Source organism: Okeania sp. KiyG1 (genome assembly GCF_014132355.1).
Classification (GTDB): Bacteria; Cyanobacteriota; Cyanobacteriia; order Cyanobacteriales; family Microcoleaceae; genus Okeania.
The window spans coordinates 46,340-70,991 of the sequence record NZ_BLZO01000069.1; the positions used below are offsets into that span (position 1 = coordinate 46,340).

General features: G+C 33.6%; 20 protein-coding genes. 10 read left to right on the top strand and 10 right to left on the bottom strand.

Annotated elements, in window-relative coordinates:
• Positions 1 to 344 precede the first annotated feature (344 nt).
• A complete protein-coding gene (locus tag SAGCYANO_RS14370) occupies positions 345 to 1,100 on the bottom strand; it encodes a dienelactone hydrolase family protein (RefSeq protein WP_202220697.1) in 756 nt (251 codons plus the stop codon).
• 544 nt (positions 1,101 to 1,644) lie between these two features.
• Between SAGCYANO_RS14370 and SAGCYANO_RS14375 the strand changes: the two genes are divergently transcribed.
• From SAGCYANO_RS14375 to SAGCYANO_RS14390, 4 genes are all read left to right on the top strand, one after another.
• Positions 1,645 to 2,628 carry a GntR family transcriptional regulator gene (locus tag SAGCYANO_RS14375; RefSeq protein WP_202220698.1) on the top strand — a complete coding sequence of 328 codons (984 nt, stop codon included), beginning with the start codon at positions 1,645 to 1,647 and terminating at the stop codon, positions 2,626 to 2,628.
• Positions 2,629 to 3,109: 481 nt separating this feature from the next.
• A complete protein-coding gene (locus tag SAGCYANO_RS14380; RefSeq protein WP_202220699.1) occupies positions 3,110 to 3,763 on the top strand; it encodes a nitroreductase family protein in 654 nt (217 codons plus the stop codon).
• A 563-nt stretch (positions 3,764 to 4,326) separates the two neighbouring features.
• Positions 4,327 to 4,749 carry a hypothetical protein gene (locus SAGCYANO_RS14385; protein ID WP_202220700.1) on the top strand — a complete coding sequence of 141 codons (423 nt, stop codon included), beginning with the start codon at positions 4,327 to 4,329 and terminating at the stop codon, positions 4,747 to 4,749.
• A gap of 104 nt (positions 4,750 to 4,853) precedes the next feature.
• Positions 4,854 to 6,254, top strand: a complete 1,401-nt coding sequence (locus SAGCYANO_RS14390; protein WP_202220701.1) for a hypothetical protein — start codon at positions 4,854 to 4,856, stop codon at positions 6,252 to 6,254.
• A 788-nt stretch (positions 6,255 to 7,042) separates the two neighbouring features.
• Here the strand turns inward: SAGCYANO_RS14390 and SAGCYANO_RS47565 are convergent.
• The 6 genes from SAGCYANO_RS47565 to SAGCYANO_RS14425 all read right to left on the bottom strand — a co-directional run bounded on the left by SAGCYANO_RS47565 (position 7,043) and on the right by SAGCYANO_RS14425 (position 13,784).
• Complete coding sequence (locus tag SAGCYANO_RS47565; RefSeq protein WP_255502562.1) at positions 7,043 to 7,174, bottom strand: hypothetical protein; 132 nt, start codon at positions 7,172 to 7,174, stop codon at positions 7,043 to 7,045.
• A 1,917-nt stretch (positions 7,175 to 9,091) separates the two neighbouring features.
• Positions 9,092 to 10,297, bottom strand: coding sequence for a calcium-binding protein (locus SAGCYANO_RS14395; protein WP_202220702.1), 1,206 nt, complete (start codon positions 10,295 to 10,297; stop codon positions 9,092 to 9,094).
• Positions 10,298 to 10,373: 76 nt separating this feature from the next.
• The gene (locus SAGCYANO_RS14400) at positions 10,374 to 10,700 is read right to left on the bottom strand and encodes a hypothetical protein (protein ID WP_237396165.1); all 327 of its coding nucleotides are present in this window, start codon (positions 10,698 to 10,700) and stop codon (positions 10,374 to 10,376) included.
• A gap of 821 nt (positions 10,701 to 11,521) precedes the next feature.
• Positions 11,522 to 12,292, bottom strand: coding sequence for an ABC transporter permease (gene fetB / locus SAGCYANO_RS14415; RefSeq protein WP_202220706.1), 771 nt, complete (start codon positions 12,290 to 12,292; stop codon positions 11,522 to 11,524).
• A gap of 92 nt (positions 12,293 to 12,384) precedes the next feature.
• A complete protein-coding gene (locus SAGCYANO_RS14420; protein WP_202220707.1) occupies positions 12,385 to 12,630 on the bottom strand; it encodes an ABC transporter permease in 246 nt (81 codons plus the stop codon).
• Between the two features lie 914 nt (positions 12,631 to 13,544).
• Positions 13,545 to 13,784, bottom strand: coding sequence for a hypothetical protein (locus SAGCYANO_RS14425; protein WP_202220708.1), 240 nt, complete (start codon positions 13,782 to 13,784; stop codon positions 13,545 to 13,547).
• Between the two features lie 434 nt (positions 13,785 to 14,218).
• On the opposite strand from SAGCYANO_RS14425, the gene SAGCYANO_RS14430 reads away from it, so the two are divergent.
• From SAGCYANO_RS14430 to SAGCYANO_RS14455, 6 genes are all read left to right on the top strand, one after another.
• Positions 14,219 to 15,370, top strand: a complete 1,152-nt coding sequence (locus SAGCYANO_RS14430; RefSeq protein WP_202220709.1) for a DegT/DnrJ/EryC1/StrS aminotransferase family protein — start codon at positions 14,219 to 14,221, stop codon at positions 15,368 to 15,370.
• Positions 15,371 to 17,121: 1,751 nt separating this feature from the next.
• Entirely contained in the window at positions 17,122 to 18,858 is a 1,737-nt protein-coding gene (locus tag SAGCYANO_RS14435) for an AarF/ABC1/UbiB kinase family protein (protein WP_202220710.1), read from the top strand.
• A gap of 481 nt (positions 18,859 to 19,339) precedes the next feature.
• The gene (locus tag SAGCYANO_RS14440; protein WP_202220711.1) at positions 19,340 to 19,618 is read left to right on the top strand and encodes a hypothetical protein; all 279 of its coding nucleotides are present in this window, start codon (positions 19,340 to 19,342) and stop codon (positions 19,616 to 19,618) included.
• Between the two features lie 80 nt (positions 19,619 to 19,698).
• On the top strand, positions 19,699 to 20,136 hold the full coding sequence (locus tag SAGCYANO_RS14445) for a hypothetical protein (RefSeq protein WP_237396167.1): 438 nt from the start codon (positions 19,699 to 19,701) through the stop codon (positions 20,134 to 20,136).
• 254 nt (positions 20,137 to 20,390) lie between these two features.
• On the top strand, positions 20,391 to 20,693 hold the full coding sequence (locus SAGCYANO_RS14450) for a hypothetical protein (RefSeq protein WP_237396168.1): 303 nt from the start codon (positions 20,391 to 20,393) through the stop codon (positions 20,691 to 20,693).
• A 69-nt stretch (positions 20,694 to 20,762) separates the two neighbouring features.
• A complete protein-coding gene (locus SAGCYANO_RS14455) occupies positions 20,763 to 21,710 on the top strand; it encodes an NAD-dependent epimerase/dehydratase family protein (RefSeq protein WP_202220714.1) in 948 nt (315 codons plus the stop codon).
• A 584-nt stretch (positions 21,711 to 22,294) separates the two neighbouring features.
• Here the strand turns inward: SAGCYANO_RS14455 and SAGCYANO_RS14460 are convergent.
• From SAGCYANO_RS14460 to SAGCYANO_RS49255, 3 genes are all read right to left on the bottom strand, one after another.
• Positions 22,295 to 23,158 (bottom strand): sulfotransferase domain-containing protein, encoded by an 864-nt coding sequence (locus tag SAGCYANO_RS14460; RefSeq protein WP_202220715.1) that lies wholly within the window; start codon positions 23,156 to 23,158, stop codon positions 22,295 to 22,297.
• A 548-nt stretch (positions 23,159 to 23,706) separates the two neighbouring features.
• On the bottom strand, positions 23,707 to 24,240 hold the full coding sequence (locus tag SAGCYANO_RS49250; RefSeq protein WP_307785896.1) for a hypothetical protein: 534 nt from the start codon (positions 24,238 to 24,240) through the stop codon (positions 23,707 to 23,709).
• A gap of 73 nt (positions 24,241 to 24,313) precedes the next feature.
• Positions 24,314 to 24,640 (bottom strand): hypothetical protein, encoded by a 327-nt coding sequence (locus SAGCYANO_RS49255; RefSeq protein ID WP_307785897.1) that lies wholly within the window; start codon positions 24,638 to 24,640, stop codon positions 24,314 to 24,316.
• Positions 24,641 to 24,652 lie beyond the last annotated feature (12 nt).

The window sequence follows — 24,652 nt, forward strand, 5'->3', positions numbered from 1 at the left end:
GAAATTGGAATTTATAGCAGGTAGGAGTAAGAATTGTTCCTTGATTTTTCTGCCCAAGTCTTGCCTAAAATACTAACTTTTTGAGCATAAAGAGCTGAAAAATTTGCATTTTATTCTACCCCAAAAAAGCTAAAGCCTTTATATGTCAATGCTTTGATATTTAATCAGCAAGCCCTAATTAATAATTAAATAATTTTGGTTTAAAGCCTCCCCTTTAAAGGGAAAAAAGCGGTCGAGATATGGGAGGAAACCTGCGCCATATCCAATCGACCAAGAGAAGAAATAATATTTCCTGATATTCAATTCCGTAAAGGTTAAAACCAGAGGTAATTATCAATTATCAATTATCCATTATCCATTAATGAAAATTCTTGACTAAACAGTTGCTTTGTCTTAACCCAAGCATCAGTAGCAGCTTCAGCATTATAACTACTACGATGGTCACAAAAGAAACCATGGTCTGCCGGATAACGAAATACCTGGTGCTTAATTTGATACTTCTGTAATTCTGCCTCTATTTGGTCTACTTGTTCTACGGGAATTAAAGGATCTTCTGTGCCAAAAAAGCAGTAGATAGTACCACTAATTTTCGGAGTTAGAGTAATAGTAGGTTCACCACCACCGGGAGTACCAGTGGCAATACCAGCTCCATAGAAAGAGGCAGTTGCTTGAATTTCTGGTAAAGTTGCTGCCAGATAACTCACATGGCCTCCAAAACAGAAACCAATACAACCAAACTTATCTGCTTTAATAGTAGGTAGGGTTTTGAGATAGTTTATAGTAGCTTGAACATCACTTAGTAGTTCTGAGGCTTTGGTTTGTTCTTTATATTTGCGGCCCAGTTTTAAATCTTCCTCACTATAGCCAACTTCAAAACCGGGAGCTTGACGTTGGTAGATTGAGGGAGCGATCGCTACATAACCTTGTTTGGCAATTTTTTCTGTTACTTCTCGAATATGGGCATTGACCCCAAATATTTCTTGAATTACTACTACTGCTGGAAATAGATTTTCTTCTACTGGTTGTGCTAGATAGGAAGCTATTTCTAGGTCTCCGTTGGGGACTTGAATATGGCCTGTACGAATTTTTAATTCTGTCATATAGTTTCTACACTCCGAAGGTATTAGGTAGGAGGTTGTAAGTATTTAGGGCTTGCTGATTAAATCTAAAAGCATTGACAAGTAAAGGTTTGAGCCTTCTTTAATTCCCAAGTCGTGCGCTGGGAGTAGTCTAAAACCCTCAAAAAGTTAGCATAAAAGGCAAACCTTCGGACAGAAAAATTGAGGGACAAAACGCCCGCTCCTACCTCCTCGCTCCCGACCCATGTCTCCTGTCTCCTGTCTCCTGTCTCCCCTCCTGGGAGGGAGGGGCGAGGGGTGGGTTGGGAGGGGAGGGGCGAGGGGTGGGTTGTCTCCTACCCTTACCCATAAGACTTTTTCAGCAAACCCTATTTAGATGGGAAAAGTTTACTTAAATCCTTATTCAAAACTAGATGCTATCTAGTTGATTGTTCAGAATACATAATAATTGTTCAAGTAATTAAGATCAATTTAATTAAAAGATTTAATATGAGTGAGTTCTTGACGAAGCAAAAACTAAAATTAGAGGATGAAAATTTATTTCTGAGCAGCAGTTTTTTCTACTATGGTTAATTTTCAGATTAAAGCAGATAGTGATATTCCTGCATCAAACCAATTATTTAATCAAATTCGGTTTGCCATTGCTTCTCGACAATTTCCCCCTGGCCATCGACTACCTAGTACTCGACAACTTGCGATGCAAACTGGTTTACATCGCAACACGATAAGTAAGGTATATCGTCAACTTGAAGATATCGATCTTGTGGAAGCTCAAGCAGGTTCAGGTATTTATGTCAGAGCGCAGGGAAATGAGAGAGGGCCAAGGTTAAATTCTCCCTTTTATGACAAGTATCCCCATGCCAGTAATATAGTCAAGGGTGGCTTGGATGAATTACTGTCCCAAGGTTGTAGTTTGAATGAAGCTAGAGAAATGTTTCTCTCTGAGATTGATTGGCGACTGCGTTGTAGTGCCAGGGTATTAGTTACAGCTCCCTCTAATGATATTGGTATTGGACAGTTAATGGCTAAAGAGTTGGAACAAGCTCTTAATATTTCTGTCCAAGTAGTTCCTCTGGAAGAACTAGGTAGAGTTATAGAGGAAATATCTTCTGGAACGGTTGTCACAAGTCGATATTTCATTGGACGAGCTGAAAAAATAGCTGCTCCTCAATCTGTACGAGTGATTCCAATTGATATATATGATTATGCTCAAGAATTTAAGTTGGTCAATAATTTATCTCAGGGAAGTTACTTTGGTATTGTTAGTCTCAGTTCTGGTCTACTAAAAGCTGCAGAAGTAATTATTTACAGCTTGCGTGGAAATGACATAAATGTAATGACTGCCCAACAGGAAGAAACCCACAAAGTTGATGCTATGGTGCGGGTAGCTAAAATAATTATTTGTGACAGATTTAGTGATGCTAAAGTTAAAGCTGCCGTACAAAAAAACAGAGCAGATATTATTCGCCCGCCACAAATTATCTGTTTTGAAAATTACATTGGTACAGAGTCAATTAATTTATTGAAACGAGAGTTGGGTTTGGTATAGTTACTTCTTAAGATTATGCAAGATGAAGAACAATTAGATAAAATTAATATTAATTTATTCCCTATTTCCAATGTTTATGCTGCTATAACTTTATATGGTATTTTCAAATATTGTGAAGCCTAATAGTAAGCATTTCCGTTTGTCATGCTGCGCAAACAGCAGTCAGCTATTAGCTATCAGTTATTAACTTATTATCTGAGAAGGAGAATTCAAAATTATGTTTATACAGCATTCCGCAGGAAATAAAAAGGTAACAAGTTAACCTTAGTAAGTCCTGTGTATTCATGCATCTTTTTGCGTAGCATTACAAACGGAAATTCTTACTCCTAATAATTGCTGAATATAGCAGCACTAAAAAATCTCTATCTATTATTTCCTCTTATTCCATTTTTCTATCAATCTTAGTTTCACACCTTAAAATAGAAAAATTATAGTTCAATCAGAAATAAAAAAATCCAACTATAAATTATATTTTGATTTTATGGAACCAAGCATTAATTTAAAGCAAGCTATTGAAAAACGTCGTTCTGCTCGTGCATTTAGTAAAGATTTAATTCCTAATGTAATCCTAGAAGAAATTTTACGTCTGGGTATGATGGCTCCTTCTAGTTTTAATTTACAACCTTGGCGTTTTATTGTGGTTAAGAAACAAGATAATAAAGAACGACTTAAGGCTTGTGCTTTTAATCAACGCCAGGTAGGAGAAGCTCCAGTAGTTTTAATTTGTTGTGGCGATCGCCATGTATCTAAACCAGAATATATAGAATCTATAATTGAGTTGCGCAAAGAGCATGAAGCTATCAATGATACTTATGCAGATTATATGAAAAATTCAATTCCTAAAATGTTTGAAAATCCTCATTCTTTTGAGTCTATGGAAGCTTGGATAAATAGGCAAATAATGTTAGCAGTAGCTCAAATTATGCTCATTTCTAGTAGTTTTGGGGTTGATAGTTGTCCTCTCGAAGGATTTATTACATCTCAAGTTAAAGCAGCATTTAATATTCCTGAGCAAGTAGATGTTTGTTGTCTATTAGCTATGGGTTATGCTGCTGAACCATTTAAAAAATACGGTGGACGTCTTTCTGTTCGTCAGGTCTGCTTTCAAGAAACCTATGGACAGGATTTTGTCTGATTGACCAATCCTACTAATTTGACCAAAAAATGTGACAAAACTGTGTTTGTATGTAACAAAAATTTATCGCAAATATTTATCCAAATTTTATTATTAATAGCTTTACGTTTAGGGTTATTAATTTAGTGACAAAATTCAAAAGATTAATTCCTAAAATAATTAGGGTTTGCGTATGGAAAGTCTTTTTGCTCTTTGTAGGAGACAGGAGAAAACCCACCCCTCGCCCCTCCCCTCCCAGGAGGGGAGAAATGGGAATGTAGAGGAGGTAGGAGCGGGCGTTTTGTCTCTCAATTTTTCTGCCATAATCGTCCCAAAAAACTAGCTTTATGCAGCTCTTGCCACCGAAAAGCTGGTACTTTTTTCAACTATAAAACGCTAAAATCAATATCTGTCAATACTTTTAGAATTAATCAGCAAGCCCTAATTAATACCAATTTGTTTGATAAATGTTTGCTACAAATTTCTGTTGCCTGTTCCTTATAACTAGAGTTTTGTAACATTATTTATTTTCACGCTTAGTATTGAACCCACAAAGAAAAGATAATAAAATTATTAACTAGAAAATGAAAACAGCAATCAGAAATATTAATACTCAGATATTAGAGGATAATTTACAAAAAAGCTGGCAATCTTTGAGAGATTTCAATGATGCTTGTAAAATTAAATGTGACTTAAAAGCTGGAACATTATTAGTGATTTGTGAACATCCAGCAAATTTAGTGATAGATCGAGAGAAAACAATTTCTGAGTTAAAAGATATAGTTCAAAAACAACCACTAGAATCTATTGAGAAAATAGGTATTTGTTTAAATGTGATTGGTCATATACATCCTTATGCTTATCATTCATTTTTTACCAAGAGTCGGCAAGAAGAGTCTACATTAACTTTTATGCCGAGATGGGTAGATAGAGATATGGATTATCAAGTAAAAATTACATCAGAATTTTTAGATTCTTTAGATAATCCATTTGATTTAAAAATTTAGAACAGATATCTATTAGGTTAGAGTCTGAGCTAAACACTAATGTCGAGAAAGAGGATATTCCTGGAAATAAAAGTCAAAACTCAGAGATTAAAATTACTTCAAAATTGCTGGATGATTTAGATAACCCCTTTGATGCGGAAGGATTAGATCTATCTCTAAAAATCAAGAATAAAAGCAAAAATTCTAATTATGTAGAACAAAAATCAACTGTTAACTTCAGTACCTTCTCTAAAGTAGAATTTCTCAGTGCCAGTTTAAGTTTGACCATTTTAATAGGCTGTTTTTATGCAATAACTCAACCCTGTGTTATAGGAAAATGTATGATCGTACCCACAGCAAGAGAGTTAAATCAACAATCATTAGAAACAATTAAAAATTTTCAAAACTCTCTAGCTCCAAAGCAAGCAAAAGAAAAGTTACAAAAAGCAGTTCAAGATTTAAACAAAATTCCATTTTGGTCAATACATTATCTAGAGTCACAACATTTAAAATCTACTTACAAAGTAGAAATTCAACATTTGGAAAATATTGAACAAGCTTTAGCTAAAGGTCAACAAGCAGCTCAAAATAGTAAAACTTTGCCACTCAAAGTAGAAGATTGGATAGAAACTCAATCACTTTGGCAAAATGCAATTTTCTTACTAGAAAAAGTACCAGAAGATAGTACTGCTTATCCTTTTGCTAAGAATAAACTACAGCAATATCGTAAATATTTAGTGGCGATTAAAGGTAGATTAACAACAGAAGAAGCAGCAGATAAAAAATTAATTGCTGCTAAAAAATCAGCTCAGTTAGCAAATACAAGAGAAGTCGTAGCTCAGTTTCCTGAAAGCTGGAAAAGTGTATATTCAAGTTGGGCGGATGCCTTAGATAAAATATCTTCTATTCCACCACAAACAACTGCCTATTTAGAAGCTAAAAATTTACTCCCTCAGTATGAACAAAAACTTCAGTTAGCTGAGGAACGTAGGATTATAGAACAAATTGGTGAAGAATATTATAATCAAGCTATTAGTTATGCGAAACAAGCTGAAGTTTTTGAGACAAAAGATAATTGGCAAGAGGCTGTGGAATATTGGCAAAATGCTCTAAATTCTGCTGAGGAAGTACCTACCAATTCTAGTTATTTTTCTAAGGCAAAACCTCTGATTAAATCTTATGACACTATTCTCAAAATAGCACAAGCTAACCAGAGATTTTTAGATACTATAGCTAAAGCTCGTCAAGATTTAAGTAAGACTTGTAAGGGAACACCCAAAATTTGTGAATATAGTATTACTAAGGATTTAATTACTGTACGCTTAACTTCTGATTATGTGGATAAAATTAAGAAAACAGCTAAGGAGTTACAGGGGAATAAAGATCAAAAGAGTTTGAATCAACTAGAAAAACATTTGAAAACTTTACAGATAGCTTTGAAGGCTATTAGTAATAATGCCAATATTCCTTTAGAGGTTTATAACCCACAAGGTTTAAAAATTGCTGCTCATATTCCTAATAGTTGAAGTAATTTCAGTTATCAGTTATCAGTTATCAGTTAACAGTACCTCTACAATAAAGAGGCTTGAAATCTGTAATATTCTCGATTTTTACCCTTGGTATGATACTAATTTTTAAAAGAAAGCGATCATGGAGAATTAGCAGACATAGTTGACCGTTAAATAATACTTTTAGAGTGAGGTATTGAATTAAGATGAAATTTGAGCATACCTTCTATATTTAAATATGAGAAAATTGCTACTTTTTGAAAGTAGAAATAGGCTTCTCTATTTATGAAGCGATCGCTCAATTGGCAATTGGATAACTTTTCTAAATTGTAGAGGTACTGATAACTGATAACTGAAATTACCTTCAGCTACTTACCATGACATTTGAGCAACTGCTAGACAAGGATTTGGCCACAGATACACGGATGATTAATCTGCATTCTGTGCAGCTCCAAAAAACAGCAAGGCTTTTCCCCTGGCATCCCTAAAAAAATCGTGATAGTATGTAATTATTGGGTGTTTATCGCCCCTACGCATGACTTTTTATTCAACGCAAAAACAGCATTTCGTTACTGAATACATATAGAAGGCATACTCACATAACCAAAGCACCAGAAAATCATCATCCTGTGAAGCACTACGAACAGAATTTCGGAAAAATTTTCTACCATTAACAGTATCGATATAGGTCAACATATCAATATAGGCGTTGCTGAGGGGCGGGATGAAACTTTTGACAGAAGGTAAATCCCATGTTTTGTTTTTTATACGGACTGTGTTCGAGAGCCTAAAATTCATCCTGCACTCTATGCAACGCCATATATATACTCATATAGAGGGGATGTAGCTACTGCTATGCGATCGCTATTATTCACAACCAAAGAAAAATTATCATCCTGTGAAGCTCCAAAAAAACGGCAAGGTATTTCCTCTGGCATTCTCAAAAAAATTATGATAGTATGTAAACATTGGCTTCTACTCGCCCCTACGCATGACTTTTTATTCAACGCAAAAACAGCATTTCGTTACTGAATACATATAGAAGAGATACTCACATAACCAAAGCACCAGAAAATCATCATCCTGTGAAACTCTAAAAAATTAAGTGGCGACACCGAAAAATTTTCACCCCATCAACACATCCATATATTTACTCATGTAAAGGCGATGTCGCTACCGCACAGCAAGTGCGGTAGCTATTATTCACTTTTGAATCAAATTATCATTCTGTGAAGCTTCAAAAAAACGGCAAGGTATTTCCTCTTGCATCCCTAAAAAAATCGTGATAGTATGTAATCGTTGGGTTCTACTCGCACCTACGCATGACTTTTTATTCAACGCAAAAACAGCATTTCGTTACTGAATACATATAGAAGAGATACTCACATAACCAAAGCAGAGAAAATTCATCATCCTGTGAAGCACTACGAACAGAATTTCGGAAAAATTTTCTACCATTAACAGTATCGATATAGGTCAACATATCAATATAGGCGTTGCTGAGGGGCGGGATGAAACTTTTGGCAGAAGGTAAATCCCATGTTTTGTTTTTTATGCTTCCTGTGTTCGAGAGCCTAAAATTCCCGAACGCACTCTATCTATGCAACGCCATATATATACTCATATAGAGGGGATGTAGCTACTGCTATGCGATCGCTATATTCACTTTTCAATCAAATCATCATTCTGTGAAGCTCCAAAAAAACAGCAAGGTATTTCCTCTTGCATCCCCAAAAAAATCGTGATACTATGTAATCATTGGGTGTTACTCGCCCCTACGCATGACTTTTTATTCAACGCAAAAACAGCATTTCGTTACTGAATACATATAGAAGGAATACTCACATAACCAAAGCAGAGAAAAATTATCATCCTGTGAAGCACTAAGAAAAGAAGTGGTGACACCGAAAAATTTTCACCCCATCAACACATCCATACATATACTCATATAAAAGGAATGTAGCTACTGCTATGCGATCGCTATTATTCACTTTTCAATCAAATTATCATCCTGTGAAGCTCAAAAAAAAAGCGGCAAGGTATTTCCCCTTGCATCCCCAAAAAAATCGTGATACTATGTAATTATTGGGAGTTACTCGCCCCTACGCATGACTTTTTATTCAACGCAAAAACAGCATTTCGTTACTGAATACATATAGAAGGAATACTCACATAACCAAAGCAGAGAAAAATTATCATCCTGTGAAGCACTAAGAAAAGAAGTGGTGACACCGAAAAATTTTCACCCCATCAACATATCCATATATTTACTCATATAAAAGGAATGTAGCTACTGCTATGCGATCGCTATTATTCACTTTTCAATCAAATTATCATCCTGTGAAGCTCAAAAAAAAACGGCAAGGTATTTTCCCTTGCATCCCCAAAAAAATCGTGATAGTATGTAATCATTGGGTGTTGTTCGCCCCTGCACATGACTTTTTATTCAACCAAAGAAAAACTTATATTTTGCGTTCATACTTAATCTCAAAATCATTACCACTGAACAACGCCGAGAATTTAGTTAAGATAAAAGTCTGAAATATCAGAAAAATGCTACTTTTTGAAAGTCGAAACAGAGTTCAGTATTTTTGAAGCGATTCAGCTTTAGCAAAGTTTATATTATAGTCATTTAACTTTAGATTGAGACAAAGCTTTCTTGCTCTGAGGAAGTTTCAGACGAAAAAACGTCTCATTTTTAAGTTAAACAACTATAAGTAGTCGTGCTTTTAGGAATTTCCTAGTTGAGATAGGGAACAAGGAATAGTAAACAGGGAGTGAATTAGGATGTGTAATTAATTTTGCATAGGAACTTATTATAAAAATAAGAAAAACTTTTCTACCAGTGAGATAACCTACGACTGAATCATAAAATCTCTAGCTCTAAGTAGTGGAATATCTGTAAAAGTAGCAAACTTTCCACCGTTGCCAAAACCATTAGTTCTACCATTAGGATTGTAATATAAATCTCCACTGGAAAAATCATAAACAATTTCTGCGCGACTTCTAGCAACTGCATCCCTACTATCAACAACTGCAAATTCTCTTGCCACATTAAAACCTCTACCGATACGACTATTTAAACTGGTAAAAGTGGTTTTATCTAGAACAATTTTGTCCTGACCTAATACAAAATCTACGATAGTATCTATTCCCACATCATTCCGACGAAAACGTCTGTCTGTTTCATAAATAAATTTATCTTTTCCTCGACCACCAATTAAATTATCGTTTCCTGAACCACCATTAATATTATCATTTCCTGAACCACCATTAAGTCTATCATTACCCGCTCCACCAATTAAATTATCGTTTCCTGAACCACCATTAATATTATCATTTCCACCTTCACCTATTAATAAATCTCTCCCAGCACCACCGTTGATTCTATCGTTTCCTGAACCGCCATTAATTTCATCATTGCCACCTCTACCATTGAGAGTATCTCTGCCGCCTCTACCTGCAATAATTTCATTTTGGTTAGTTCCTGAAAGTTTGTCATTTCCAGAACTACCTTGAAGTAAATTTTCTGAATTTTCTACTAAAGCTTCCAAACGAATATTATCAAAAAAAACATCCCCAGTTACTCCACCTGAACCTGACCAGTCTTCAAATATAAGGTGAACTTCTTCATCGGTTGTGAATATAATTTCAACAGATTCCCATCTTCCAGTATCCTGTAAATCAGTAAAATCTTCAGCTAGGGTATTCGTATCTCGAATTGTTCCAGCAACCCATGCATCTGCGTTGGTCAGTTCACTGCCATACCCTACATATCCACCAAAATTACCTACTATACTTCCTGGTAATCCTAAACCTAAATAGTCAAAAGATAAACGATATATACCAATATTACTATTATTAAACAGAACCCTGAAGGACTCTTGTGTGAAAATATCTCCTCCACTTCCGAAACCACTAAATGAAACAACTTGGTCATTTTGTAGTGGGTCATTAGTAATAAATCCTGTAAAAGAACCTCCAAACCTTCCAGTCCAACGAGATAAGTTTGACTCAAAATCTTCAAAAAATATTGTTTCAAAGGTAAAAGTTTCTGCCATAAAGTTTTCCTTAAATTAACAAGATTATCTGAAGCATGATGTTAATCCATTTCTGTCATTTTGCGAAAAAAATTTATTATTGCTTAATTGTCGTCGCTACACTCTGAATGTATTTACCTTCTTGCCTTCCTTTTTGAGTAGCATTCTCTAAACGTTCTAAATAAAGCGGTGATAATTCCATAATTAATTCCCTATCCTCTGGTTCTAGACCTCGATTTAGTTCCAACATTGTCAGCAAGTTGTAAACTAATTCCAACACATTGAAACGTAATGGATTTTCAACAGATAAATTTCTTAATTCCTCAATAACTTCTTTTTGCACTTGTCCTCTACCTAAAATTCTCAACCACAAAGTTTCCCCACTTTTTTGTAATTGATGAACTGCGATTATTTTGGTTCTCAAAATTTTTCCTAGGGTGTAAATACCTGGGGAACTACATTCTGTATCATTCACAGCACTAACTCCCGAAATTATTGCCTGTGAAATAGTTAGTGTAATTATCCATAATAGAGGTAAGTCTGTTTTAGTAGTTTTCTGATTTTTTCGATTAATTTATCTTTCTAAACCTGCACAAATATCAAATAAATTTTCCAAACAACTACGAATTTTTCTAGGAGTAACTTAATTACGAAATGGTTCGATAGTACAGACATTGACAGCAATTTTTTCTAGTATACCTAAGTTGAATAAATTCTCAGGAGTCTGAGTATATAGGATAAAATAAACGTCAGCTTGTCTGATTTATCCAGATATATCTTTACTTACTTCTACTTAACCAAAAAATAAGGTCTCAAGCCTTCCCTTGGCTGCGCCGCGAGCTGCCGCTCTACAACTCTACAAGAGGAGGAAAAAAAATAAAGTTCAATATTTCAAGCCTCTGAATTTCCTGCGGAATGCTGCGCAAACAGGCAAAAGTACTGATAACTGATAACTGATAACTGATAACTTATAACTGATAACTTATAACTTAAATGACCTCTGTTAGATAATAATTCTGTTAAATACTGTTTGGCAAATTGGTCATGGATAAATCTTGTCATTGATTAATTTTAAGTTGTACTAACTTTAATAAATACTTCTACATTTCTATTACGGTTCAGATAAGACCAAAACTCATAAAGTATAGTTCTATAGACTCATATAATTTCCTTCTTTCTTCTTTCTTCTTTATTATTCCTTCTTCCCTCTTCCCTCTTCCTTCTTCCTTCTTACTTCTTACTTTCTTATAAATTTTTGAGTTGTGCATCCTGATTAAAAAATTGTCTACATAAACCATAGGTAATTAATAAACTTGTCACCAAGTTTGTAAAAGCCAAAAGAAACATAATTAAAATCTGATATGCTACAGCATTCAAAGGATTAACACCAGTTAATAACTGACCAGTAAAAATACCAGGAAGCGTAACTATTCCAACTACCATCATTAAATTTAAAGTAGGTATTAATGCAGCACGAACAGCATCTTTTCTATATTTAGCAACTGCCTGTTGAGAAGTAGCTCCTAAACTTAAATAAGTTTCAATTTCTACTGGACTAGAATTAATTGTACTGACAAGTCTTTCGCCAGCGAGCGCTGCTGTATTCATGGCATTTCCTAATACTATTCCTACTAAGGGAATTAAGTATTGAGGTTCGTACCAAGTTTCAGGTTGAATAACTAATAAGTTGGTATAACTGATACTTAAAACTGTACTTGTTAAAATCGAAACCCAAACTAAAGGTAATAATCGAGGTATTTTTTTACTAATTCTATTCCTAGCAACAACAGAAGCAACTGTTAACATAATAGTAATCATAGCGACCACCAACCAAGGTTGTTTATTATCAAATACTATTTCTAATACATAGCCAACAAATATTAACTGCACAATAGTACGAATTGTCGCTATTAATAATTGCCATTCTAATCCTAATTTTTGCCAAGCTGACAAACCAATAGCTATAGCAATAAGTCCTAAAGCCATAGCTATATCTATAATTGTTAATTGAATCATATTTGTTACTTATACCAAATTAATAATAAGTTCCATAGAATAATATTTTAATCAGAGTTGACTGTAGATTAAAATATACAGGTTAATAAATTTCATATTTTAGCAACAACAGAAGCAACTGTTAACATAACAGTAATCATAGCAACTACTAACCAAGGTTGTTTATAATCGAATACTATTTCTAATACATAGCCAACAAATATTAACTGTACAATAGTACGAGTTGTTGCTATTAATAATTGCCATTCTAATCCTAATTTTTGCCAAGCTGACAAACCAATAGCTATAGCAATAAGTCCTAAAGCCATAGCTATATCTATAATTGTTAATTGAATCATATTTGTTACTTATACCAAATTAATAATAAGTTCCATAGAATAATATTTTAATCAGAGTTGACTGTAGATTAAAATATACAGGTTAATAAATTTCATAATTCTGTGCAACTTCACATAAAATTGGTATAAAGTTTAATTTTATATTAGTTAGGGCTTACCGATCTAATCTCAAAGCATTGACAGATAAAGCCAAGTTTCTTTTAGGTCGAAAAAAGTGTCAGCTTTTCAGTCCAAAAAGCTCAAAAAATCAGTACAAAAAATCAGTATTTTAGGCATACAAGAGCAGAAAAATTACTCTGGCAACTTTTCCTCCTACCTCCTATATAATTCTCCCTCTCTCCTGACTCCTACCCTCACCAAAATACTTTTTCAGCCAACTCTAGTTAGTAAAAATCATAATTAACCTCACCAAAAGCATTATGCTTTCTAGTTAGGTATGACTAATTTATATTAATGTATATTCTGAAATTCTAATTTTTAGAAGACTTAGCTAGGAATAGTTAAGTTAATTAGAATTACAGATATGAGGATTCTTTAAATGTAAGCATTTCCTGCGGAATGCTGCGCAAACAGCTTTTAGCGGTTAGCTATGCGGTTAGCTATTGCGTTTGTCATGCTGCGCAAACAGCTTTTAAATAGACATCTCCTTCATGGATAGGGAGTAGGGAATAGGGGGAAAGAATTGATAATTGCTGTGCAATAATTGATTGGATTTTTTATGATTGGAGATGTCTAATCAATAAAGCAAGCATTCATTTAATTTCTACTACATTATCAACCAGATATTCGTACTCTAAAGCTTTGATAAAATTGCTTTTTTCTCCTTTAAAAGTAATAAAGCTAATAGGTCATAGCTGACTGCTTAATTCTTACCTTTGAATTAACTTTAAAGATACTTGGAATTAACTTTAATATTAGCTAATAGCCTCACTCAAGTCATCATAATCTATAGCTGGTTCAGGAGGATTTTCAAGACCTGACTTATGAGTATCAGTTAGTACTTGCCAAACTAAACCACCAAAGCGTTCGGCACATCTCTTTTGTATACTCTCTATTAACTTTTCACCATAGTAATATTTTTCTTCATTCCAATACACATTCTCTTTTTTTCCAGTTTCTTTGTTATCAACTGTTATCACAGAATATTTTGACATTGTATTCTCCTAATATATGTTAAGTAATAGGCACCTCTAATTACTCTTAGAAAAATTAAAAATTTACTTGTATTAGCAATAAATTAAAGCATTTATTCTAGATGCAAATATATCAAATATAAAAAGAAATATACTACTACCTAAAGTTATAGATTAGGTAAATTTTTGATTGAGTTAATACTAGAAAATATCTATCCTTAGATTGTAGCTAAAATTGTATTTTAGCAATCTTATTTGAGTTGTGAGATATTGTAGATTTTAGGAAATAGGGAATAGGGAACAGGTATGGGAAAAACACCGAAGCAATAAAATTATCACAAATGATTTAGGATTGCTATTACAAGACTCACGTTAACAGTAGCTTGATTTTCTAAGTCAGTTATCATATCAATAAATTTTACTAGCCTTTTATTCTTTAATTTCTCACTCTAAATATGACTAATATTCCTCCCCTAGATTTAACACAACAGTATAAATCAATCGCTGAAGAAATAAACACCAGAGTCCAAGAAGTACTCAGCTCTGGTCGCTATATTGGTGGCTCTATTGTTGATGAATTTGAACAACAATTTGCTAACTATATAGATGTATCTCATTGTGTATCCTGTAACTCTGGCACTGATGCTCTATTTCTAGCTTTACGAGCTGTAAATATTGGCCCTGGTGATGAAGTAATTACTACTCCTTTTACTTTTTTCGCTACCGCTGAAGTAATAAGTGCTGTCGGAGCAACACCAGTTTTTATTGATATTGACCCCCAGACTTTTAACCTAGATATTGAACAACTCCAATCAGCAATTACTGAAAAAACAAAGGCTATTTTGCCAGTACATTTATTTGGTCAACCAGTAGATATGACCCGGTTAATGGCGATCGCTCGTTCCCATAATTTAATAGTTATAGAAGATTGTGCCCAAGCTACAGGGGCTGAATGGTCAGGAAAAAAAGTAGGAAGTTTTGGTGATATCGGTTGTTTTAGTTTTTTTCCTACTAAAAATTTGGGAGCTTTTGGAGATGGGGGTGCTTTAACTACTAATAACTCGGCGATCGCTGACCAAGTACGGATGCTCAAAAATCATGGACAGTCTGCTAAATATTTTTATGAACATATCGGTATTAATAGTCGGTTGGACACCATACAAGCTGCAATTCTACAAGTTAAGTTGCGTTATCTAGATAGTTGGAACGAGCAACGTCGGGATTTAGCAGATCGTTACCTTGAATTTATGAGTGGAATAAATGCTGTAGTTCCTCCTCAAGAGTTGACTGGTAGTAGATGTGTTTGGAATCAATACACGATTAGGCTCAAAAGTCAAGATTTAGAAGCTACAGTAAAGTCTCGTTTTTCTAATTCTCTGCGTAATTGGATTCGTATTCAGTTACAAAACAAAGGAATAGGTTCAATGGTTTACTATCCTACTCCTTTACATTTACAGCCAGTTTACAAATTTTTGGCATTCCGTCAGTTGCCAGTGGTAGAACAAGTTTGTCATCAGGTTTTGTCCTTGCCTATATTTCCGGAACTTTCTACTCCACAACAAGAACAAGTTATATTTGCTTTGAAGGATTGTTTACAGGAACTTTGATAGTCAGGAATTACGGCAAGGCACTACATATAGCAGATAAAAACTATAGCACTATGGTATATATAGTGTTTTTGTTGGAAAAATGCTTCAATAATTTAGAATTTAGAATTTAGAATTTAGAATTACCTCTTCTTGAAAAGAAGAGGATTGGGTTACAGCGCTTTTCATTCGAGTAGACCACAAAGTCAGCCATCTATTGTGGAATTTGCAGTCCTCGTTTCGCTGACCACCGCTTCACCTACCACCTAACTTTTTAACTGTGGTTTACCGATTTAAAAACTGCTGTAAAAGGAATTTTTTTCTTCTCTTGGTCGATTGGATATGGCGAGGAGACCTCGCCATCCCTCGACCGCTTTTTTCTCCATGAATGGAGAGGCTTTATACCTTAATTTTTCGGTAAGTTCTGATAGTGTTGACTTTAATATTTCTTTAAAATTTATTTTTGAAATTTGTAGTTTTGTATACTATACTTAATAAAAAGAAAAATAATTTAATTTAAGACAGCAGGGATAAATTTTTTTTATACCTTTTGAATCACTCAAAATCTGCCATTAGTTAAGAAGAAAAAAGGTACAACAAACAACAAAAAGATGAAGGAAAAATTTCAGCTCTAAGCTCTAGAAATATAGCTAAATACAGATAAAGTAACAATTGCCCGTTACTTAGAAACTGTCAATATCCTTGACTTATTTTTGTTGTGAAATACCACCCCCTTTTTTCAGACGACTTACACAAAAACTCTATATATAGTCAAAAAACTATAGTGCCACACTATATATAGCGATTTGCCAGAAAAAGCCAAGGTGAAATACCACCCCTTTTTTCAAATGACTTACACAAAAACCCTATATATAGTCAAAAACTATAGTGCCACACTATATATATGATTTGCCAGAAAAAGCCAAGGTGAAATACCACCCCCTTTTTCAGACGACTTACACAAAAACTCTATATATAGTCAAAAACTATAGTGCCACACTATATATAGCGATTTGCCAGAAAAAAGCCAAGGTGAAATACCACCCCCTTTTTTCAGACGACTTACACAAAAACTCTATATATAGTCAAAAAAAACTATAGTGCCACACTATATATAGCGATTTGCCAGAAAAAAGCCAAGGAGAAATACCACCTCCTTTTTTCAGATGACTTACACAAAAACTCTATATATAGTCAAAAAAAACTATAGTGCCACACTATATATAGCGATTTGCCAGAAAAAAGCCAAGGAGAAATACCACCCCCTTTTTTCAAATGACTTACACAAAAACCCTATATATAGTCAAAAACTATAGTACCACACTATATATAGCGATTTGCCAGAAAAAGCCAAGGAGAAATACCACCCCCTTTTTCAAATGACTTACACAAAAACTCTATATATAGTCAAAAACTATAGTACCACACTATATATAGCGATTTGCCAGAAAAAGCCAAGGAGAAATACCACCCCTTTTTTCAAATGACTTACACAAAAACCCTATATATAGTAAACAAAAACTATAGTGCCACACTATATATAGCGATTTACCAGAAAAAAGCTAAACATACCTAAGTCATGTGTAACTAGCTATCAGCTTTTAGCAGCTTTGGTTAAAATTCCCGACAACCACAAGCGATAGTTTAGGAGGAGTAGTGTATCCCCTTCTCCCACGTTAAAAAAATGAACAAAGCTGAGTGCTGAGTGCTGAGTGCTTCTTTAACTCAACTCAATAAATAAAAATATAAAATTTAAGAGGAAAATATTAAAAGTGGATGACAATCACTTTAATTCAACAAGACGATACGACCCAGAAGCGATCGCTAAATATTACCGTTACCGTCCCTGGTTAGTAATTTGGAGATTTCTCGTTATACTTTTGTCCTTTGCTAGTTTTCTACTAGGAGTTTTATGGGATAAATGGCAATATGACAAAGTTGAAGATACTCCCGAACGAGCTACCCAACTGCGAAAAATTCTAACTCGCTTAGGACCAACATTTATTAAAGTAGGCCAAGCATTATCCACAAGACCCGATTTAATTCGTAAAGACTTTTTAGAAGAACTAACAAAATTACAAGACCAGTTACCACCTTTTGATAATCAGAAAGCCATCTCAATTATAGAAACAGAGTTAGGCCAAAACATCAACAACATATACAGCGAAATTTCTCCCAGACCAGTTGCAGCAGCTAGTCTGGGTCAAGTTTATCAGGCACGTCTTCAGAGCGGAGAAGTAGTAGCAGTAAAAGTTCAACGACCAAACTTATTGCCCATTATTACTCTCGATTTATTCTTAATGCGGTGGTCAGCAACTTGGTTAGCTCCCTGGTTGCCTCTGAATCTTGGCCACGATTTATCTCTGATTGTAGATGAATTTGGCACAAAGCTATTTGAAGAGATTGACTATATCAATGAAGGACGAAATGCAGAAAGATTTGCGACCTATTTTGCCGATGACCCAAGCGTGAAAGTACCATCAATATTTTGGCGTTATACTACCATCCATGTTTTGACCCTGGAATGGATTGATGGTCTGAAATTATTAGATACCGAACAAATTAAAGCAGCAGGTCTTGATACTGATACTTTGATTACTGTAGGTGTTACTAGCGGTCTACGTCAATTACTAGAATTTGGCTTTTTTCATGCAGACCCTCATCCCGGTAACTTATTTGCCTTAAAAGATGGTCGAATGGCCTACATTGATTTTGGCATGATGGATCAATTGGAGCAGGATACTAAAGAAAATTTGGTTGATTCAGTCATTCATTTGATTAATAAAGATTATCAAGAGTTGGCTAAAGATTTTGTCAAACTTGGGTTTTTGGCACCTGATGTAGATATTCAGCCAATTGTACCAGCTTTAGAAATAGTGCTGGGAAATATTATGGGTGAGAAAGTTAAGGATTTTAACTTTAAGACAATTACAGATAAGTTCTCGGAGTTAATGTTTGAATATCCATTCCGAGTTCCGGCTAAGTTTGCCTTAATTATTCGTTCTTTAGTTACCGAGGAAGGTTTAGCTCTTTCTCTAAATCCAAATTTCAGAATAGTTGATATTGCTTATCCTTATGTGGCAAGAAGATTATTAAAAGGTGAGTCCCCAGCATTACGTCGTAGGTTAATTGAGGTATTGTTTAAAGATGGAAAATTCCAGTGGCAAAGGTTAGAAAATTTGATTGGCATAGCTCAAACAGACCAAAATTTTGATATACTACCTACTGCTCAATTAGGTTTACAATATCTCTTGAGTGAAGAAGGCGAATTTCTCCGAAAAAAATTGATACTAGCAATGGTAGAAGACGACCGAATTCACACCGAAGAAGTTAGTCGTTTGTGGGGTTTAATTCAAGATGACTTTCAACCAAGTCGTTTGTTTGATATTGCTTTAGGTGCTCTAGCTGAATTTTCTACACAGAGAGCTACTGCAATTTTACCTTCTGTAATGGCCATGACAAATTCTCAAGCAAGGAGTCAGGAGTCAGGAGTTAGGAGTCAGAATTGAAGAGTTTATTTTACAGATTAATCATCAGGAAAATCAGGAATAAGTAGTCATAATTTTCCCCTAAAATATTCTGTTAATTTGTAATTAAATGACTCTTATACTTGAATTATTATTGCTCAAAAAGAGAATCAATTAATTGATGTATTGATATTACTGCATTACAGATAAAAATTAATTTTTAAATTCTTGTAAAGTAAGATTTTGAGTGCCAAGAAAACACTTTTCTAATAAGTAGTTCTGTAATTCAGTAGTATCTATTACTAAATAGATAATTGAAATTAGTATAAATCAATGAATTATTTGTGTATGACACAATGCTTTTGCTTTAAGATTAGGATATTCTTTTTTTACCTGTTGTCTGTTGCTTTTCCTACCGGAATGCTGCGCAAACAACCCAGATTTATTGTCCTAATCAAAGAAGGTACTGCTATATAATCTGCTTTATTTAAGTATTAAAAAAACACAAAAACAATGAAAGATAATGAAAAATCTTAAGAACATAGCTAAACAAAACTTATTTGTTAGTAAAATTCGGAGTAAAATAAGAATTGTTCAAAAAATTCAGCATTTAATTAATCGTAATAAAATACTTAGTCATCAACTGATATTTTGTATTAATTCTGGGCGTTCTGGTTCTAATTATTTATCAGCACTTTTAGGAACTGCTGAAGAGGTTGTTAGTTATCACGAACCAAAACCTTCTATGACGCACCAGTATTTAAAGATGATTAATAAATCTAACTATACAACTTCTTTTTAAAAAGAAAGTTGAAAAATGCTGCTATTAAAGATCAACTATTACAACTTCCTGATGACAAGATATACTGTGAAACCAACCATATGTTTATTAAAACTTTTTTTGATGTTGTTGTTCAGGAATTTCCCAAAGTAAAAGTTATTATTTTGCGTCGCTATTTACCAAGGGTGTTGAAAAGTTTTATTGAACTAGGATATTTTTCTGAGAGAAATCGACATTGGAAGTCTTGGATGTCTAGTCCTAATGCTGCTACTGCAGCTATTCCCTGTATTGATGTCGATCAAAACTTAGACCAGTGGGATTTATCTATAGCCTATTTAATTGATATAGAAGCTAGAGCAAAGAGGTTTCAGCAAGAATATCCAGAGATAAATACCTATGAAGTACGTTTAGAAACTTTAAATAATTTTACTAATGTTGAATCACTTTTTGAGCAACTAAATATTACTCTAACTGATGCAACCAAGAACATGTATAGTCAAAAAATTAATCAAAGAAAAAGCATAAAGAAAATATACTAGCGAACAAGATATTAGTTTATCATATTGCCAAGAACGAATAGAAAAGTATATTCAAAAAGACCATGATTTGAATATCCCCATACCTGTTAATACTTTAGCACTAGATGATTATATATAAAAAAATACTTCTTCGATAAATAATTCTATAATTAAGTAGTATATATCCCTCAAATAATTAATTAATATAAATCAAGGAAATATTTGTGTATAATCTCCCTCAACCTCCCTATTTTTTAATCGCAGTTGGTTTATTCATGAGTTTATCTTCAGGAATAGTATTTGCCAAATTAATTAAGCAACTGGTTCAAGATTGGTCAGCAAATCCTTCTACTTGTAATATAGTTAGTATAAGAGGATTAACATTACAGCTTCCATATATAGGTATTGCTATTGGTGCATTAATATTTTTATCCTCAAGTTTACAATTATTTGGATTTACTAACTTAGTTGCCTATTCTATTTGTTTGCCTTTAACTGTCGCAACTGGGGTAGTTCTCTGGATTCAGTTTACTAAAATTTTAGATAAGATGGAACGGAGCATAACAGAAGAGAGTTGATTTTTTTCAACATCAGGATAAATTGACTCCCGTTTTCAGTAAAAAATAGCCACTTGAATATAGGAAAAAATGAGTAATATTATCGTAACAGGAGTAGGTGGGTTTATTGGGTCTCATTTAGCGGAAACTCTTTTAAATCAAGGAGAAAAAGTAATAGGTATCGATCAATTTAATGATTACTATGATCCTGTTTTAAAACGTCAGAATATTTCTCAATTTAAAGACAATTCCGCTTTCCAACTAATAGAAAATGATATTCAATCTTTAAATTGGTCAGAGTTATTAGCAGATGTAGATATAGTTTATCATCAAGCGGCTCAAGCAGGTGTTCGTGCTAGTTGGGGTGAAGGTTTTCGTGCTTATACAGAACGTAATATAAATGCTACTCAAATAATTTTAGAAGCGGCTAAAGATGCTCCTAATTTGAAAAGATTGGTTTATGCTTCTACTTCTTCTGTATATGGTAATGCTGAAACTTTTCCCACTCCTGAGACTATTTGTCCTCAACCAGTATCCCCTTATGGAATTACTAAGTTAGCAGCAGAACAATTAGGTAAGTTGTATCATCAGAATTTTGGCGTACCCTGCGTATATTTACGCTACTTTACAGTATACGGTCCCCGGCAACGACCTGATATGGCCTTTCATAAATTTTTTAAGTGGATTTTGCAAGATGAACCAATTTCTATTTATGGAGATGGTCAGCAAACTAGAGACTTTACTTTTGTTAGTGATGCAGTAGCAGCTAACTTATTAGCAGGTACAGTACCGGAAGCAGTGGGTGAAGTATTTAATATTGGTGGGGGTAGTCGGGTTGTATTAGCAGAAGTTATTAATATGATGGAGGAAATAGTTGGGCGTCCAATTAAGAAAAATTTTGTGGAAAAAGCGAGGGGAGATGCTCGTCATACAAGTGCTGATGTTTCTAAAGCACAGAAAATTTTGGGTTATCAACCTCAAGTTTCTTTGAAAGAGGGGTTGCAGAGAGAGTGGGAATGGGTAAAGTCTCTCTATTAGTTAGATTTTTTTGGCAAACAAGATTGTTTTTTGTTAGTGCTAAAAAGTAGTGATTTTTGGCGTTTACTTGGTATTTTGTTTCACAGAAATGTACAAACTACTATGATGATAATTTTTGGGAATTAAGGCAAAAAAAAGTAGCTATAACTGTCATAGCTTATATAAGTTAAAGGTGTTCGTGTTTTTTGAACCCCAAAAACTTAAATGCTTATCTGGTAAGTATTTGAAAAGTTTTACTTTTTGTTTCCCAACTACCCTATTACTTCTATAGGACTTAGTATGGTAAAAATAACTTGAATAATTTAAGTTTCTGTACTGTCTGTGCAATTTCTATGAGCAATTCTTTCCAGGAGCAATCAATAAATTAATTTCCTTGTAGCCCTACTAAACTACTTTTACCTTTTTTAATGTTCAATAAATTTTTACCTGCACCTACGGTATCTAAAACATTATTTACTGTTTAGATATGCCTATTTTTGACCTGGCTATCGGACTCACAAATTGGGAATATAACTATTTAATGATACACCAATCAAAAAGTTAAAGTTTATCTATCTATCAATAATTAGATTGTTAATGAGTACCTAAGTTTTTAACCAGTGAGATAAGTCAATATCAATAATATCTTGTGTTTTTAAAATATCTTCACGATAATAGTCTATTAAATTAGACTTCAATTGATTAGGTGATTTTCTTTTGACAACAAAAAGATTGCTTAATTTCTTGCCCAACATATACCTCTGTTTTTCGTTAGTAAAAGGTTTTATTATTGTCTTGGCAGTGGTTCTCAGAAAATTGTTTGATAAAAATATTTTTTGGAGTTTACCACCTTTTTTTTGACCTCCTTTACGGACAATATATGATGTATCTGGAATAAAATTTTGATTGACTCCAACAAAGTTAAATAACTTGAAAAAAAACTTTTTCTGATCTCCAACAAAACTATCGAAAAGTAAAACACATATTTCCTTGTCTTTAAACTCATCTAAATATAATTTTAAACGATTATAATACAGTCCGTTTGTTAATATTCTATTGGTATTAAAATTTTGAGGATTTTGACAAATATCTTCCCATTTAACTTGACATTTTCCTTGGTCAGGAAGCACTTGATAATGGGAGAAAGCTCTATCGACGGGATTTCGTAACATAGCTAATAATTTAACATTGGGAAAATATTTTTTTATTGACAAGCAAGCTGTTTCAGACTTCCAATAAGTACTAGAAACTTCACCAAAAGTTTTCTGATTGATAATTTGATGAGTATCATATGAAGCTTTATAATCCTCAATATCTAATTTAGAACGGCCTAATATGTCCAGTCCTTTATCTATAGGCATGATAATTTCTGGATGTTGCTTTAGATAAGAGTGTAATGAGGAAGTTCCACACTTATGTCCTCCTAAAACAATAAACCGATTTGCATGGAGAAAGTCACTTAAATTCATCTGCCCAATTTATAGAATCCATAGATCGATAATTAGTTATCTAATATAGTGGCTTGGAAGAAATTTATAGCTCATTTAATACTAGATTGTAATTGTTTTGCGAGATAAGAGACTGTTTGTAAAAGGAATATTAAATCCAGTCATAGGGTAGGTTAGGCGACAATACTTATGTTGACTCACCAAAATCTTAACTATCCGCCGTAACCGACTAATATTAAGCACTCTAGATGTCTTAATCTTTGGTTTACAAACACTCTCTAACAGGCACAGTCTTCTAAATCTCTTTTAGTTTCATCAAACTAACGTTAATTTAAATAGCTACCTGCAATAATTATAAAGTTTTATAACAGAGAAATTATCGATCTTTACAACAATCTATAATACCTCATTTATCATGTTTGCAGTAGTTTCGGAGTTGATGAGGCACACACTTAGAATACTTGAGGGATAAGGAAATAGAAATTATTATTAAACTGTACCCCACCCATAAAAGTTCTGTAAAAGCTATAAATTTTTTATAAAACTACCATTCAAAATCCTTGGTCATGTTAATTACTGTAAATTTTTTTTATTTGCCCCGCTATCTTTTTGACTTTATCAATAAATTTTCGCCCTAAACTTTTTTTCCTATCTGTTTTTTGAGGATAGTAATTAGGTTTAGCTTCACCCAGATATCGATAATGCTCCCAAATATCCCAATAAGGACACCCTGGTTGAATCCGAATTCCTGCCCAATGTAGATACTCTAAAGGTTGATTCACATTTGGGTCTATCAGCTTATCACCTTCTCGATGAAAATGTGATGTACCTGCCCAACTTCCTGGTGCTTTTCCTGGTCTACGAACAATATTGAAACGCCTTTTAATTCGCTTCAACATCATATAATTAATAATTGGTTGATCGGAAGTTTTATGAGAGAAATCAAAGTATTCTAGGTGAGCTGCACATTCAGCAAATACATCATACAAATCCTGTTCTGAAATTAGACCTTTTTTAGATGCCCACCATCCTCCATTAAAAATATCCTTAAGTTCATCTTGACTAAAAACTTGATAAATTTCTGGAGTGAATACATTTTTCATTCCGCCTAAATGTTGATAATCAAAACACAAGAAATCATATTCATTTAGATAGTTTAGATTTTCAATAATTTTATCAAAAACAACAATATCTGTATCTATGTATAAAAATTATCAAATTCTCCAAACCAACAAGCTTGCTTATGAAACTGATTTGGTCTGGCAAAAAATTATTACCAAAAATTTGTTTTACTTTGTTTGATAATCTTTTAATCAATTCTAAATATTGATAAATTTTGACCCCATAATCTCTCGAAAAACGTTCTGCGACTGTTTGATAATTATCATCATAGGGAATCAAAATAATTGGTGTATCACTATCATACTTACGGATACTTTTTAATAGAGCAATACCTTGTTCTATCATTTTGTTATTTGCAGTGATATATATACCACGAGTCATGATATTTTCCTG

Bases quoted from the DNA above. Each gene is read 5' to 3' on its own strand.
- SAGCYANO_RS14370 (WP_202220697.1), bottom strand. From the start codon at position 1,100: ATGACAGAATTAAAAATTCGTACAGGCCATATTCAAGTCCCCAACGGA.
- SAGCYANO_RS14375 (WP_202220698.1), top strand. From the start codon at position 1,645: ATGGTTAATTTTCAGATTAAAGCAGATAGTGATATTCCTGCATCAAAC.
- SAGCYANO_RS14380 (WP_202220699.1), top strand. From the start codon at position 3,110: ATGGAACCAAGCATTAATTTAAAGCAAGCTATTGAAAAACGTCGTTCT.
- SAGCYANO_RS14385 (WP_202220700.1), top strand. From the start codon at position 4,327: ATGAAAACAGCAATCAGAAATATTAATACTCAGATATTAGAGGATAAT.
- SAGCYANO_RS47565 (WP_255502562.1), bottom strand. From the start codon at position 7,174: ATGCCAGAGGAAATACCTTGCCGTTTTTTTGGAGCTTCACAGGATGAT.
- SAGCYANO_RS14395 (WP_202220702.1), bottom strand. From the start codon at position 10,297: ATGGCAGAAACTTTTACCTTTGAAACAATATTTTTTGAAGATTTTGAG.
- fetB (WP_202220706.1), bottom strand. From the start codon at position 12,292: ATGATTCAATTAACAATTATAGATATAGCTATGGCTTTAGGACTTATT.
- SAGCYANO_RS14420 (WP_202220707.1), bottom strand. From the start codon at position 12,630: ATGATTCAATTAACAATTATAGATATAGCTATGGCTTTAGGACTTATT.
- SAGCYANO_RS14425 (WP_202220708.1), bottom strand. From the start codon at position 13,784: ATGTCAAAATATTCTGTGATAACAGTTGATAACAAAGAAACTGGAAAA.
- SAGCYANO_RS14430 (WP_202220709.1), top strand. From the start codon at position 14,219: ATGACTAATATTCCTCCCCTAGATTTAACACAACAGTATAAATCAATC.
- SAGCYANO_RS14440 (WP_202220711.1), top strand. From the start codon at position 19,340: ATGAAAAATCTTAAGAACATAGCTAAACAAAACTTATTTGTTAGTAAA.
- SAGCYANO_RS14445 (WP_237396167.1), top strand. From the start codon at position 19,699: ATGTTTATTAAAACTTTTTTTGATGTTGTTGTTCAGGAATTTCCCAAA.
- SAGCYANO_RS14450 (WP_237396168.1), top strand. From the start codon at position 20,391: ATGAGTTTATCTTCAGGAATAGTATTTGCCAAATTAATTAAGCAACTG.
- SAGCYANO_RS14455 (WP_202220714.1), top strand. From the start codon at position 20,763: ATGAGTAATATTATCGTAACAGGAGTAGGTGGGTTTATTGGGTCTCAT.
- SAGCYANO_RS14460 (WP_202220715.1), bottom strand. From the start codon at position 23,158: ATGAATTTAAGTGACTTTCTCCATGCAAATCGGTTTATTGTTTTAGGA.
- SAGCYANO_RS49250 (WP_307785896.1), bottom strand. From the start codon at position 24,240: ATGAAAAATGTATTCACTCCAGAAATTTATCAAGTTTTTAGTCAAGAT.
- SAGCYANO_RS49255 (WP_307785897.1), bottom strand. From the start codon at position 24,640: ATGACTCGTGGTATATATATCACTGCAAATAACAAAATGATAGAACAA.